General features: G+C 72.5%; 10 protein-coding genes, 2 tRNA genes and 1 CRISPR repeat array. Of the genes, 6 read left to right on the top strand and 6 right to left on the bottom strand.

Going from position 1 to position 13,021, the window contains the following annotated elements; genetic code table 11:
• Window positions 1–229: 229 nt before the first annotated feature.
• The 5 genes from BM051_RS08845 to BM051_RS08825 all read right to left on the bottom strand — a co-directional run bounded on the left by BM051_RS08845 (window position 230) and on the right by BM051_RS08825 (window position 4,287).
• Window positions 230–2,539, bottom strand: coding sequence for a hypothetical protein (locus tag BM051_RS08845; RefSeq protein ID WP_092529499.1), 2,310 nt, complete (start codon window positions 2,537–2,539; stop codon window positions 230–232).
• Window positions 2,540–2,561: 22 nt separating this feature from the next.
• Window positions 2,562–2,633: transfer RNA gene (locus BM051_RS08840), tRNA-Arg, on the bottom strand.
• A gap of 21 nt (window positions 2,634–2,654) precedes the next feature.
• Window positions 2,655–2,726 (bottom strand) — tRNA-Asn (locus tag BM051_RS08835).
• 149 nt (window positions 2,727–2,875) lie between these two features.
• Window positions 2,876–3,147: a CRISPR direct-repeat array (repeat unit 28 nt; unit sequence GGACCACCCCCGCGTGTGCGGGGAAGAG).
• A 309-nt stretch (window positions 3,148–3,456) separates the two neighbouring features.
• Complete coding sequence (locus tag BM051_RS28960; RefSeq protein WP_177216900.1) at window positions 3,457–3,939, bottom strand: hypothetical protein; 483 nt, start codon at window positions 3,937–3,939, stop codon at window positions 3,457–3,459.
• Window positions 3,940–4,071: 132 nt separating this feature from the next.
• Window positions 4,072–4,287, bottom strand: coding sequence for a hypothetical protein (locus BM051_RS08825; RefSeq protein ID WP_092529498.1), 216 nt, complete (start codon window positions 4,285–4,287; stop codon window positions 4,072–4,074).
• Between the two features lie 107 nt (window positions 4,288–4,394).
• Between BM051_RS08825 and BM051_RS08820 the strand changes: the two genes are divergently transcribed.
• From BM051_RS08820 to BM051_RS08810, 3 genes are read left to right on the top strand one after another with little or no spacing between them, the layout of a single operon-like run.
• The gene (locus BM051_RS08820) at window positions 4,395–5,249 is read left to right on the top strand and encodes a helix-turn-helix domain-containing protein (RefSeq protein WP_092529497.1); all 855 of its coding nucleotides are present in this window, start codon (window positions 4,395–4,397) and stop codon (window positions 5,247–5,249) included.
• Entirely contained in the window at window positions 5,246–5,422 is a 177-nt protein-coding gene (locus BM051_RS08815; RefSeq protein ID WP_092529496.1) for a DUF397 domain-containing protein, read from the top strand. Before BM051_RS08820 ends, BM051_RS08815 begins: the two co-directional genes overlap by 4 nt.
• A gap of 9 nt (window positions 5,423–5,431) precedes the next feature.
• Window positions 5,432–5,608: a DUF397 domain-containing protein gene (locus tag BM051_RS08810; protein ID WP_092529495.1), complete on the top strand. Its 177-nt coding sequence runs from the start codon at window positions 5,432–5,434 to the stop codon at window positions 5,606–5,608.
• A gap of 483 nt (window positions 5,609–6,091) precedes the next feature.
• Here BM051_RS08810 and BM051_RS08805 read toward each other — a convergent pair whose 3' ends face one another.
• The gene (locus tag BM051_RS08805; protein ID WP_092529494.1) at window positions 6,092–9,385 is read right to left on the bottom strand and encodes an error-prone DNA polymerase; all 3,294 of its coding nucleotides are present in this window, start codon (window positions 9,383–9,385) and stop codon (window positions 6,092–6,094) included.
• Between the two features lie 267 nt (window positions 9,386–9,652).
• Between BM051_RS08805 and BM051_RS08800 the strand changes: the two genes are divergently transcribed.
• From BM051_RS08800 to BM051_RS08790, 3 genes are all read left to right on the top strand, one after another.
• Window positions 9,653–10,129, top strand: a complete 477-nt coding sequence (locus tag BM051_RS08800; RefSeq protein WP_243859234.1) for a DUF4383 domain-containing protein — start codon at window positions 9,653–9,655, stop codon at window positions 10,127–10,129.
• A gap of 107 nt (window positions 10,130–10,236) precedes the next feature.
• The gene (locus BM051_RS08795) at window positions 10,237–11,907 is read left to right on the top strand and encodes an AMP-dependent synthetase/ligase (RefSeq protein ID WP_092529493.1); all 1,671 of its coding nucleotides are present in this window, start codon (window positions 10,237–10,239) and stop codon (window positions 11,905–11,907) included.
• 84 nt (window positions 11,908–11,991) lie between these two features.
• Complete coding sequence (locus tag BM051_RS08790) at window positions 11,992–12,975, top strand: esterase/lipase family protein (RefSeq protein ID WP_134045897.1); 984 nt, start codon at window positions 11,992–11,994, stop codon at window positions 12,973–12,975.
• Window positions 12,976–13,021: the final 46 nt, after the last annotated feature.

Here is a 13,021-nt window from a genome sequence, read left to right as displayed (position 1 = left end):
CAGGGACCACCCCCGCGTGCGCGGGGAAGACGTGGTGACACTGTTGGTCAGCTCGGCCCGTCAGTGGACCACCCCCGCGTGCGCGGGGAAGACACTTCTTGACCTGGGGCTTTTCGGGGCGTCTGGTCGATTTTCCTTTACTTTGTCGTGGAAAGCCAGCGTGTCGGGGAACGATCGAGCGGGTGCCCGGGACCGCTGGTCTGGCTGGCCGAGCACCGGGCGTGGTCGATCAACGTGCCCCGGGCTCGGCCAGGTACCAGTGCCGCTCCCCGGCCCAGCCGAGGAACCGGCGGCCGGGGGAGCCCGGAAGGGTGCCGGTCGCGGTGAAGCGGTGGCCGGCGAGCACGCCGAGCAGCCCGTCCACGGCCGGGCCGAACCGGGCGGCCAGGCCGGCGCGGCGGACCTGGTCGGCCAGCTGGTCCGCCTGAGCCGCCTGCTCCTCTGGGGTGCAGAAGCTGAGGTAGAAGAGCGCCTGCCGCCAGGCGTACGCGGCGTTCTTCACCTGGATCAGCGCGGCGTGCCCTTCGGCGGGCTGGCCGAGCCGGCGCACCAGCCAGGCGAAGGTGCGCGTGGCCAGGTCCGGCGCGTGGTCCCCGAGCTGGTCGGCCAGGTCGAGCCCGGCCACCAGGGCGGCCAGGTTGTGGGTGGTCAGGATCTGGCTCTGCTCGAGCACGGCGCCGTTGCGGGTCACGAAGCTCCGCGACCTGCCGGCCTCGCGGGCACGCTCGGCGCACAGCTCGGTGAAGTCCTTCGCGGTCCGCTTGCCCCAGCGGACGCGCGAGCGTGGCCGCACCGTCCACAGCGACTCCGAAGGCAGGTCGTAGTAGCGCGCGTACAGCGTGCCGGCCATGGTCCGGCTCGCCACGACCGTGGCGTCCCGCCATTTGGTGGTGAAGGTGCCCATGAAGATGTCCGCGGCCACCTCCTCGACCAGCGGCAGTCGGAGCCCGGCCCGGCTGGCCAGCGCGCCGAGCTCGTGGACCAGTGGGTTGGGCAGCAGCGCGTGCGGGAACGCCGTCAGGGCCAGGAGACTGGCCTCCCGCAGCGCCCGGTGCGCGGCGGTGGCGTCGTCCAGCCGCTCGGACCGGCACGGTGCCAGCACGGACACCCAGGGCAACTCCTCGAACCGAACCTGGTGCGCCAGGTCGAGCAGCAGCAGGCCGCGGCGGCGCCGGAACGCCAGGTACGTCTGTTCGTACAGGCCGGTCAGCACCGGATCGTCGAGGCCGGCCGCGACCAGCCGGGAGGTGAGCTGGGGCAGCACGGCGGCGAGTGTCTCACCGGACGCGATGATCCCGCGGCGCACCAGCTCGTCGACCGGGGCCTCCAGCGCGCGAGCGGCCTTGCGCAGCAGGTGGTCCGGGATCGGTGTTTCCGCCGGGATCTCGTAGGTGTCCGTTTCGGACACGGGTGCGGCGATCGGGTCGAGTGAGGAGAGGCCGCCGTCGGCGGCGTGGGTGGCCAGCCGGCGGGCGAGCAGGTCGGCGAGTGCCGCGTTGGTGGGCGCGGCGACGACGCCGGCCTGGGTGGCCCGCAGTGCCGCGCGGCGCTCGGACTCCGGTGAGCCGTGCCGGGTGAGCGTGTTGGCGAGGGCCCGGCGGATCCAGCCGACCTCCCGGGCGGACAACGCGGCGCTGCCGTCCGGGCAGGACTCCAGGGCGCGGCGCAGCCGGGTGAAGTTGCCCTTCGGGTGGGCGTGCCGGCCGGTGGTCGGATGCCTCCTGGCGGTCTTCGTGTAGTCGTCGAGCCAGCGGACCCGCTGCTCCGCCCAGTCCGCGGGCCAGCGCCGGCAGGGCCAGCCGCCGCGCACCGCCCCGGTGTCGTCCAGGTAGGGAAGGTCACCCTCGACCGTGGCGCACCACAGCGCGACCAGCCGGTCGTAGCGCGGGTTCCACACGCCCAGCGTCTCGCGCATGGCCGCGACCCGCGGCGGGACCCGGACCGCGCGCAGCGATTCGACCACGGTCCCGACCGACGCCAGGCGCACGGCGGAGCCGGAGGGGCGGGGCGTCGGCGCGAACCGCGGGGTGAACCGCAGCCGGTGCATCAGCGGGCGCAGCTCGGCGACCAGGTCCAGGGCGGGTTCGGCGAGGCCCTTGTCCAGGAGCAGGACCACCACGGGGAGCGCGGCGTCCTCCGGCAGCTCCACCCGGTAGTGGCCGCGGCGCAGGGCGTCCAACAGCTCGGCCTGGCCGTCGTCGCCGAGGTACCAGAGGTTGAGCCGTTCCCGGTTGGTGCGGCCGGGGACGTCGTCGGGCAGGGTGGCCAGGCGGGCGGCCTCGTCCTCGGTCAGCGGTGCCTCGGCCAGGTAGCGGCCGGTGGCGAAACCGCCGTGCGCGACCTCGAGGGTGACCCAGGCCGGGGTGTCCGCGACCGGGGTGCGCGAGCCGACCTCGACGCGGCCGCTGGCCATCCCCTCCAGCACGTCCCGCCAGCGGCGCACCTTGGCGGCCGCCCGGTCGCGGGCCGCCGGGTCGTCGAGATCGGCGAGCCTGGCCATGGCCCGGTGGAGCTGACCGAGGGCGTAGTGGTGGGGCACGGCGGACTCCGGGTCGGGGCGGACCTGGCGGCGAGGGTCGAACTCGCGCCCTCCCGGTCCGAAGCCGGGTGCTCTGCCACTGAGCTACGCCAGGTAGTGCGGGTTGGTCCCGTCGACATGGAGGCGGGAGTCGAACCCGCGCCCTCCCGGTGAACAGCCGGGTGATCTACCGCTGATCTACTCCATGAGCGGCGCCGAGCATAGCGAGTGCGGGCCGCCCCTGTCCCCGGAATTCCGCAGCACGCGACACGGTCGGCACAACGGGACATGATCGCCCCGCACCCCCGCGCGTGCGGGGAAGACTTCAACGTCCCGGAGGCGGACCTAGCGTCTGCGGGACCACCCCCGCGTGTGCGGGGAAGAGCTGATCGACGAGATCGACGAAGCCTCCGCCACGGGACCACCCCCGCGTGTGCGGGGAAGAGCAGCTGCACGGCCAGATCACCAACGCGCGCACCGGACCACCCCCGCGTGTGCGGGGAAGAGGGCAAGCCCGGCGACACCATCCACTTCCCGAAGGGACCACCCCCGCGTGTGCGGGGAAGAGAAGTCGTGGACCCCCGATGTCCATTACCGCAATGGACCACCCCCGCGTGTGCGGGGAAGAGACTTGTTGACCAGGGGTTTTGTGCGGCTTCTGGTCGATTTTCCTTTACTTTGTCCTGGAAAGCCAGCGGGTCGGGAACTCTGCGGCGAGGGCGACACTACCGCGGTCAGTGGACGTCGTGGGAGCGGTGCGCCACTCGGGGGCCAACGCGTTCGGGGTTGGTGATCAGGGGACGTGTCCTCCGGGCCGGTCGCCTTGGCCGGTGCTCTGGTCCGCTCGTCTCGCTGAGTGCCTTCGGCCCAGGTGTTCTTCGGGCCTTCGTCGTTCGGGCCGCGGTCCGGTTCGCGGTGTCGTCCGGTCGTGTCGCTTGCTACTCGGGGGCAGGAGGGGTTCGCCGCGTGTCATGGCATGAGGTGCAGCGGGGCCAGGTGGTGGGTGGCTCGTCGCGGAGCAGCCAGCCCAGGACGCCGCAGGTGGTGATGACCACGGTGCGGCCGTCGAGCACCGACGCGAGCGGGTGGGCGGGGACCCGGTGCACCAGACGCGTCTCGCGCAGGCCCACCGCCGAGGTTCTTCCCGCTGGGATGGCAGGGCCGCGGCGCGGATGGGGCGAGGGGCGGCGGACGGGCGGCCCGCCGGCAGGAGTGGGTCCCGGGGTGGCGAGGCAGGCGGTGCACGGCGCGCCACCGATCTCCGGCAGGTTCTCCAGCACCCCCGGTGGGAAACTCATGCCGCACAACGCGACCAGCGCCGACGGAAGGGCCCCGTTGGCGGGGAGCACGACGAGGTGCGTGCAGCGCGCGGACTCGCCGGTCGCGTGTTGCGGTAACAGCCGCGCATAGATGATCGGCATCGTTGCCTCGATCCCGGACGGCAGACAGGACAAATCCGTAAATGTAGGAAAGCCAGTCTTGGCTTGCCCATCGGTGTGGCGGGAATCGCGTTCGGCGCGACCGGGTGAATTCCCGTAAGGGGTTGGCTGGGATCAGCGAGGGAGGGCGGCGATGGCTGCCGCGCGGATCTTGTGCATTGCCTCGGTGGTGGCGGCGTGGAGCTTCCGCACGCCGTCCTCATCGGCCACGATGGACAGGGTGGCGCCGATCTCACCGACGAGGAACTGGGCCTCGTCCCCCACCACGCGCACGGTGACCGGGCATGTCTCGTCGAGTTGGGCCCAGGCGTCCAGGCGTACGTCATTCATCTCGCTCCCCTTTCTCCTTCGGCCAAGGGTGGCTGTCTGCAAAGACGTAGACAAAAGGCCCTGATCGAGGGATGGTCAAACGCCGCCCGGCCCGCTTCTATTTCCCCATGCCCCCCAAATCCATCGATCCCAACACCCCACGGGCGCGGGCGCTGGCGGCGGCCCTGCGCGAGCTGCGCCTGGAGGCGAAGATCAGCGGACGGGCGCTGAGCGAGATGCTCGGCATGTCCCACAGCACCGTATCCCACTGGGAGACCGGACAACGGGTTCCCACGCTGGAGGACGTGGCGTCGGTGCTCGGCGCGCTGAAGGTGACCGGCGAGCGGCGGCGGCTGGTGCTGGACCTCGCGCGCAACGCGGCCGACCCGAACTGGCTGACCGCCGGCATGCCCGGCATCCCGCAGCAGATGGCCGGTGTGATGGAGTGCGAGCGCACGGCCACGAAGATCACCGAGTGGGCACCCATGTACGTACCCGGCCTGCTGCAGACCCCGGACTACGTCCGTGCGGTGATGAGCAGTGGACAGCGGTCGCAGCAGGAGATCGACCAGCGGGTGATGGTCCGCGTCGGTCGGCGCGAGGTCATCACCCGCCGCCGCGACCCGGTGGAGCTCCTGGCGCTGGTCGGCGAGGCCGCCATCCGGGACATGATCGGCGACGAGACCGTGATGCTCGACCAGCTGGACTTCCTGCTCCAGATGGCCGCTCGGCCGAACATCACCCTGCAGGTGGTACCGACCCGCTGCGGCTGGCATCCGGGTTTGCACGGCCCGTTCATCCTGTACGAGTTCCCCGAGGTGAGCCCGGTGCTGTACTTCGAGCACTACAGCTCCGGCGCCTTCGTGCCCGATGTCTACGACGTGCAGACACATCGGGACGCGCTCGCTAGCATCGGGAAGAAGGCGATGAACCCCGAGGACACCGCGGCGTTCATCGCGACCGTGCTGAAGGAGCGAGAATGACCACCCCGATCTGGCGGACCTCCAGCCACAGCGGCGAGAACGGTGCCTGTGTGGAGGTGGCGCTGAACGTCGAGCCGGTGCGGGTGCGTGACACCAAGGACCGTGACGGCGGCACCCAGACCTACTCCCGCCCGGCCTGGCACGCGTTCCTGACCCACCTCCGCACCCGCTGAGGAGCGAGGATGAGCACCCCGATCTGGCGGACCTCCAGCTACACCGGTCAGAACGGTGCCTGTGTGGAGGTGGCGAGCAACGTCGAGCCGGTGCGGGTGCGCGACACCAAGGACCGTGACGGTGGCGCCCAGACCTACTCCCGCCCGGCCTGGCGCGCGTTCCTGACTCACCTCCGCACCCGCTGACCCAGCTGATCAAGGGGGTGTGGCGGCGCTCGCGCCCGCTCCCGGCCTGTCTCGACGGGACAGCCCCGCTCACGCGGGGAAGACCAGGCTGGGACCAGTGGCAGGCACCATCACACGGGATTAACCCCCGCCTTCGCGGGGAGACCGGCCAGCAGGGCGAACTGGGCCATGCCGTTCGGACCACCCCCGCGTGCGCGGGGAAGATTCGCTGTACGCGTGGTCGAACAGGCCGTTGCGGGGACCACCCCCGCGTGCGCGGGGAAGATAGGAACCGCAGCAGCGCGGCGGTGCCGTAGCGGGGACCACCCCCGCGTGTGCGGGGAAGATTCCGACGTCGAGCGCGCCAGCCGGGCAGGTGTGGGACCACCCCCGCGTGTGCGGGGAAGATACTTCTTGACCTGGGGTTTTGCTCGGGTTCTGGTTGATTTTCCTTTACTTTGTGTGGGAAAGCCAGCGGGGCTGAAGCCGGGAGCATCGCGCGGGTCAGTGGAAGTCACGGGAGCGGTGATCCACCCGCATGTCCAGGGGGTGCAGGCGGTCGGCGACCAGGGTCACCACGCCCTCCGCGTTCTGCAGCAGGCCGCGGACCAGCATCGCCGGGCTGGTGCGGGCCACCGTGCGCTGCCGGGCCCACAGGCCGGCCGAGCAGACCACGTTCACCATTCCGGTCTCGTCCTCCAGATTGAGAAAGGTGATGCCGCCGGCGGTGGTGGGGCGCTGGCGATGCGTCACCGCGCCCCCGACGAGCACCCGCGTGCCGTCGGCCACCTCCGGCAACCGCGCGGTGGGCAGCGCGCCCAACTCGGTGAGCCGCTCGCGGAGGAACTCGATCGGGTAGCTCCCCGGCGAGATCCCGGTGGCCCACACGTCCGCGGCGGCCACCTCGAGCCGGGTCATCCCGGGCAGTGCCGGCGCCGCCGTGACCACCGTGCCGGGCAGGTGGCCGGGACGCGTGCGGGCCGCGGCACCGGCCGCCCACAGCGCCTGCCGCCGCTCGACACCGAAACCGTCGAAGGCCCCTGCCGTCGCCAGCGCCTCCAGTTGCGGCTCGGTCAGTCGCACCCGCCGGGCGAGGTCGGCGATCCCACGGAACGCCTCGCCGTCGTCCCGCTCGGCCACGAGCGACGCCGCCGTGTCCTCGCCGAGCCCGCGCACCCCGGCCAGCCCCAGCCGCACGGCCGGCCCACCAGTACTGTCCGAACAGGACTCCAACGTCGGGTGCGCGAGGCTGGCGTTCACGTCCGGCCCGCGCACCACCACCCCGTGCCGTCGCGCGTCGGCGACCAGCGACTGCGGTGAGTAGAACCCCATCGGCTGCGCCCGCAGCAACGCCGCGCAGAACGCCGCCGGGTGATAGTGCTTCAGGTACGCCGACGCGTACACCAGCAGCGCGAACGACATCGCGTGCGCCTCCGGGAACCCGTAGTCGGCGAACGCCCGGATCTGCTCGAAGATCCGCCCGGCCAGCTCCTCCGGCACCCCGTTCGCCACCGCGCCGGCGAAGAACCGCGCCCGCAACCGCTCCATCCTCGCCGTCGAGCGCTTGGCCCCCATCGCCCGCCGCAGCTGGTCGGCCTCGGCCGGGCTGAACCCGGCCACGTCCACCGCCATCCGCATCACCTGCTCCTGGAACAGCGGCACCCCCAACGTTCGGTCCAGCGCCCCGGCCAGCAGCGGATGCTCGTGCCGCCACTCCTCCTGCCCGTTGCGCCGCCGGATGTACGGATGCACCGACCCGCCCTGGATCGGGCCCGGCCGGATCAGCGCCACCTCCACCACCAGGTCGTAGAACTCCCGCGGCCGCAACCGGGGCAATGTGGCCAGCTGCGCCCGCGACTCCACCTGGAACACCCCAACCGCGTCGGCGCGGCAGAGCATGTCGTACACGGCCGGGTCGGCCAGGTCCAGGTCGGCGAGGTCGATCGGCACGCCCTCGTGCTCGGCCACCAGGTCGACGGCGTAGTGCAGCGCGGAGAGCATGCCCAGGCCGAGCAGGTCGAACTTGACCAGCCCCACCGACGCGCAGTCGTCCTTGTCCCACTGCAACACCGTCCGGCCGGGCATCCGCGCCCACTCCACCGGCACCACCTCCGACACCGGCCGGTCGCAGATCACCATCCCGCCCGAGTGGATGCCGAGGTGCCGAGGGGCGTCGCCGATCCGGTTGGCCAGCTCGACCACCTCCGCCGGGACGTCCGGCCCAGCCGACGCGACCGCGCCCCAGTGGTCGACCTGCTTGCTCCACGCGTCCTGCTGTCCCGGCGAGTACCCCAGCGCCTTCGCCATGTCGCGCACGGCCGAGCGAGCCCGGTAGGTGATCACGTTGGCCACCTGCGCCGCGTGGTGCCGGCCGTGCTTGCGGTAGACGTACTGGATGGCCTCCTCGCGGCGGTCGGACTCGATGTCGATGTCGATGTCCGGCGGCCCGTCCCGCTCCGGAGCGAGGAACCGCTCGAACAGCAGCCCCCAGCGCACCGGGTCGGCCTTGGTGATGCCGAGCGCGTAGCAGACCGCGGAGTTGGCCGCCGACCCCCGGCCCTGGCACAGGATCCCGGCCTCGTCGCAGAACCGCACGATGTCCCACACCACCAGGAAGTAGCCGGGGAATCCGAGCCGCTCGATGGTGTCCAGCTCGTGGTCGAGCTGCCGGTAGGCCGCCGGGTTCCCCTCCCGCGTGCCGTAGCGGCGCCGCGCGCCCGCCCAGGTCAGCTCGCGCAGGTAGCCGGCCTCGGTGTGTCCACTCGGGACGGGGAAGGGTGGCAACTTCGGCGCCACCACGTGCAACTCGAACGCGCACTCCACGCCGAGCACCGCGGCCCGCTGCACCGCGCCCGGGTACCGGGAGAACCGCGCGGCCATCTCCGCGCCCGAGCGCACGTACGCCACCGGCGCCGGCGGCAGCCACCCGGCCAGCTCCGCGACGCTGCGTCGCGCCCGCACCGCGGCCACCGCCGCCGCCAGCCGGCCGTCCTCGGGACGCGCGTAGTGCACCGCGTTCGAGGCGACCGTCGGCTGCCCGACGTCGTCGGCGATGCGGGCGAGCAGGTCGTTGCGGGTGGAGTCGAGCGGCTGGCCGTGGTCGATCAGCTCGACGAACACGTGGTGCCGGCCGAACCGGTCCACCAGCCGGCGCAGCTCCGCGGCGGCCGCGGCCGGGCCGGCGGTGGCCAGCGCCCGCCGCACCGCCCCCTTGCGGCACCCGGTGAGCACCACGACGTGCCCGCGCAGCTCCTCGACCACCTCGTCGAGGTCGTACACCGGGCGGCCCTTCTCCCCGGCGCGCAGGTGCGCGTTGCTGATCACCCGGCACAGCCGGTGGTAGCCCTCCTGCCCGCGGGCGAGGACCAGCAGGTGCTGCCCCTCCGGGTCCGGCACCCCGGACTGCGGCGCGGTCAGCCCGAGGCTCAGCTCCGCGCCGAACCCGGTGCGGATGCCCAGCTCGCGGGCGGCCTCGGCGAACCGCACCACGCCGTACATGCCGTCGTGGTCGGTGAGGGCGATGGCGTCCAGCCCGGCCTGCGCCGCCTGCTCCACCAGCGCCTCCGGCGAGCTGGCGCCGTCGAGGAAGCTGAAGTGGGAGTGCGCGTGCAGCTCGGCGTAGGGGACGCGCAGTGCCATGCCGTCGTCGGTGCGTGGCATTCGCAGCTCGGGCGGTGGGCCGGGGTAGCCCTCCCGGCGGCGGGTCCACGCGGGACTGTCGCCGCCGTCGCCGGCCGGTCGCCCGGAGAGCACTCGCTCCAGGTCACGCCACGGAAGCGCAGGGTTGTGGAACGACATCAGGGCCTTCCCGCGGTCGTGCGCCGTGGGGAAGCCGGCGTCGGTCGAACACCTGTTCGGAGTATTGCTTTCGCCCGTTCGCGCGTCAACGCGTCGGTCGTGTGACACCGGTCGCCGCCGTGACCACTCGTTCCGGCCGTTCCGGGCAGGAGGTGCGGGCCGTGGCCCCGGGTGGTGGCCGTGACGTGCCGGGCCGACCGGGTGTAGCCGGGCGCGGGACCGGGCATCCGTGGGGGCGATGGCAGTCTTGTGAGGGAGGATGTGCCCGTGTCGCGACCCCAGGACCAGCCGATCCCACCTCAGGACGTGCCGCTGTACACCACACGTGCCCCCGTGCAGGCCGTCGCCGCCGGCGCCGGCTGGTTCTTCCTCGTGCTCGGCGCCCTCGGCTTCATCCCCGGGCTGGTCACCGAGTACGAGCTCATGACCTTCCTCGGGGAGAACTCCGGCGCCCGGCTGTTCGGCGTCTTCCTGGTGTCGGTGCTGCACAACGCGCTGCACCTGGCGTACGGCGCGGCGGGGCTGCTGCTGGCCCGCCGCGCGGTTGGCGCCCGCGGCTTCCTGCTCGGTGGCGGCCTGCTGTACCTGCTGCTGGCCGGCTACGGCGCGCTGGTCGACCCGGCGTCCACGGCGAACGTCCTGCCGGTGAACGCGGCGGGCAACTGGCTGCACCTGACCTTCGGGCTGGTGATGGTCGCGCTCGGGGTGGTGTTCGGCCGGCACCTCGGCGAGACCGCCGACTGAGTCGAGTTCCGCTGACCAGGGGGCGAACCCGGTGGGCCTTGATTTGGTAACCGTGATTACCACACAATCCTCTGGTCCCGTCCCCGTGATCGACTCCGAGGTGCCGCATGTCCCGCCCCGAGACGTTGGCCGAGCTGGTGGACTGGGCCGCCGAGCGGCACGCCGGCCGGGTGGCGATGCGCTGGCCGGCCGGCGCCGACTGGCGGGAACGCAGCTATGCCGAGCTGGCCGAGGAGGTGCACGCGGTGGCGCGGGGCCTCGTCGCAGCCGGGGTCCGGCCGGGCGACCGGGTCGGCCTGCTCTGCGAGACCCGCCCGGAGTGGACGGTGTTCGACCTGGCGGTGGCCAGGGTCGGCGCGGTCTGCGTGCCGGTGTACCCGACCAACTCGGCCGAGGAGTGCGCCTGGGTGCTGTCCGACTCCGGTGCCCGGCTGCTCTTCGCCGAGACCGCCGCGCACGCGGCGACCATCGCCGGCGTGCGCGACCGGCTGCCGGAGCTGGCGACCGTCGTCACGCTGGAGCCGGCCGGCACCGAGCTGACCCTGGCGGAGCTGGTCGACCGGGGCCGGGCAGCGTCGTCGCCGGCGCTGCCCGAAGCCGCCCGCGTTCCCGACGACCCGGCCACGATCGTCTACACCTCCGGCACCACCGGCCCGCCCAAGGGCTGCGTGCTCACCCACCGCAACTGGCGGTGCTCGCTCGACGCCATCGAGCGGGTCACCACGCTGGGCGAGGGCGACACCGTCTACCTGTACCTGCCGCTGGCGCACCTGTTCGCCCGCATGGTCCAGCTCACCACGTTCGAGCTCGGTGCGACGCTGGTGTACTTCGGCGGCGACATCAGCGACGTCGTCGCCGAGCTGGGGCGGGTGCGGCCGACCCACCTGCCGTCGGTGCCGCGGCTGTTCGAGAAGGCCTACGGGCTGGTCACCGGGCGGGCGGCCGCGGCGGGCGTGCCGATCGAGCGGGTGCGGGAGCTGGTCAGGGCGGCGCTCGGCGGCAGGGTGCGCGAGGCCCTCACCGGCGCGGCGCCGATCGCCAAGGAGATCCTGGAGTTCTTCGCCGAGTGCGGGGTGCCGATCTACGAGGCGTACGGGATGACCGAGTCGACCGCGGTGATCTCGGCGAACGCGCCCGGCGCGGTCCGGTTCGGCACGGTCGGCCGACCGCTGCCCGGCATCGAGGTGCGCATCGCCGAGGACGGCGAGGTGCTGGCCCGCGGAGACAACGTGTTCGCCGGCTACCACGACGATCCCGCGGCGACCCGGGAGGCCATTGTGGACGGATGGCTGCACACCGGCGACCTCGGCGAGTTGGACGCCGACGGCTACCTGACCATCACCGGCCGGAAGAAGGACATCATCATCACTGCCGGCGGGAAGAACCTCACCCCGGCCAACCTGGAGAACGACCTGCGGCAGTCCCGGTGGATCGCGCACGCGGTGATGCTCGGCGACCGCCGGCCGTTCCCGGTCGCGCTGATCACCCTCGATCCGGAGGAGGTCCTGCCCTGGGCGCGGGAGCGCGGACTGCCCGAGGACCTCGGCGAGCTGGCCGGGCACCCGGACGTCCGGGCGCTGGTCCAGGAGGTGCTCGACACGGCCAACGCCCGGTACGCGCCGCCGGAGCGGATCCGCGACTTCGCCGTGCTCGGCACCGAGTTCAGTGTGGACGGTGGTGAGCTGACGCCCAGCCTGAAGATGCGCCGTGCCGTGGTCCGGGAGAAGTACGCCGACGTGGTCGACGCGCTCTACGCCGCGCACGCCGGGAAGTTCTGACCCGCCTAGCTCACCCGGGGGATTTTGGTAATGAGCCTTACCAGAAGTCTGGTGTGATCGGGTTCACCGTGCCAGCCTCCCGGCATGAGAACCCTGCGCCGTACGGTGTCCGCCGCCCTGCTGTCGCTGTCCCTGCTGATCGCCGCCGCACCCGCGGCCGGCGCCACCACACCACCGGGCCCACCGCTGGAGACGCCCGAGTCGCGGCTCGACGCGGCCCTGCACTGCGACGAGAGCCTCGACCACGCCACCGCCAACCCGGTGCTGTTCGTACCCGGCACCACCGCCGAGGGCGGGGAGAACTTCGCCTGGAACTACGTCGCCGTGTTGCGCGCGGAGGGGGTGCCCACGTGCTGGGTGAACTACCCGTACCGCGGCTGGCGCGACATGCAGGTCTCGTCGGAGTACGTGGTGCACGCGATCCGCACCATGCACGAGCGCAGCGGGCGCAAGGTGTCCACCGTCGGGCACAGCCAGGGTGGGCTGCACCCGGTGTGGGCGGCGCGGTTCTGGCCGGACATCCCCGCGATGCTCGACGACGTGATCAGCATGGGCAGCCCGTTCCAGGGCTCCACCATGGCCAGCCTGTACTGCGGCGTGCTCAACGCCCTCCCCACCGGGTGCCAGGAGTCGTTCTGGCAGTTCACCCGTGGCTCCCGCTGGTCGACGGCGCTCAACGCCGCGCCGCCGCCGGCCGGGCCGGCGTACACCTCGCTCTACTCCACCACCGACGAGTTCGCCACGCCCGGTCGTGAGGCGAGCGCGTTGCCCGGCGCCGCGCACGTCGGCACCCAGGACGTCTGCCCCGGCCGGTTCGGCGAGCACATCGCGCTGGTCGTCGACGCGGTGGTGTACGCGCTGGTCCGGGACGCCCTCACCCATCCCGGCCCGGCGGACCCCGCCCGTGTCGACCGCGCGGTGTGTCGCTCGGCGTTCATGCCGCTGGACTGGCCCGGGCTGGTCACCGCCGTGCCCGACCTGCTCAGCCTGCCGGTGAAGGCGTTGCTGGAGAGCCCGCCGTGGACCTGGGTGCGGGCCGAGCCCCCGCTGCGTGACTACGCCCGCTGAACGGCCGCCGGCGTTTCCATGATCACTTCGGGGCGCGTCGTTGCCC

The sequence above is a fragment of the Amycolatopsis arida genome (assembly GCF_900115565.1).
In the GTDB taxonomy this organism is placed as follows: Bacteria; Actinomycetota; Actinomycetes; order Mycobacteriales; family Pseudonocardiaceae; genus Yuhushiella; species Yuhushiella arida.
Note: the sequence above shows the minus strand (reverse complement) of the source record. Positions and strands in the feature narration are given on the sequence as shown.

What these genes read in the sequence shown, in the direction of transcription:
- BM051_RS08805 (WP_092529494.1), bottom strand. Translation starts at nt 9,385, where the DNA reads ATGTCGTTCCACAACCCTGCGCTTCCGTGGCGTGACCTGGAGCGAGTG.
- BM051_RS08810 (WP_092529495.1), top strand. Translation starts at nt 5,432, where the DNA reads ATGAGCACCCCGATCTGGCGGACCTCCAGCTACACCGGTCAGAACGGT.
- BM051_RS28960 (WP_177216900.1), bottom strand. Translation starts at nt 3,939, where the DNA reads ATGCCGATCATCTATGCGCGGCTGTTACCGCAACACGCGACCGGCGAG.
- BM051_RS08825 (WP_092529498.1), bottom strand. Translation starts at nt 4,287, where the DNA reads ATGAATGACGTACGCCTGGACGCCTGGGCCCAACTCGACGAGACATGC.
- BM051_RS08820 (WP_092529497.1), top strand. Translation starts at nt 4,395, where the DNA reads ATGCCCCCCAAATCCATCGATCCCAACACCCCACGGGCGCGGGCGCTG.
- BM051_RS08795 (WP_092529493.1), top strand. Translation starts at nt 10,237, where the DNA reads ATGTCCCGCCCCGAGACGTTGGCCGAGCTGGTGGACTGGGCCGCCGAG.
- BM051_RS08815 (WP_092529496.1), top strand. Translation starts at nt 5,246, where the DNA reads ATGACCACCCCGATCTGGCGGACCTCCAGCCACAGCGGCGAGAACGGT.
- BM051_RS08790 (WP_134045897.1), top strand. Translation starts at nt 11,992, where the DNA reads ATGAGAACCCTGCGCCGTACGGTGTCCGCCGCCCTGCTGTCGCTGTCC.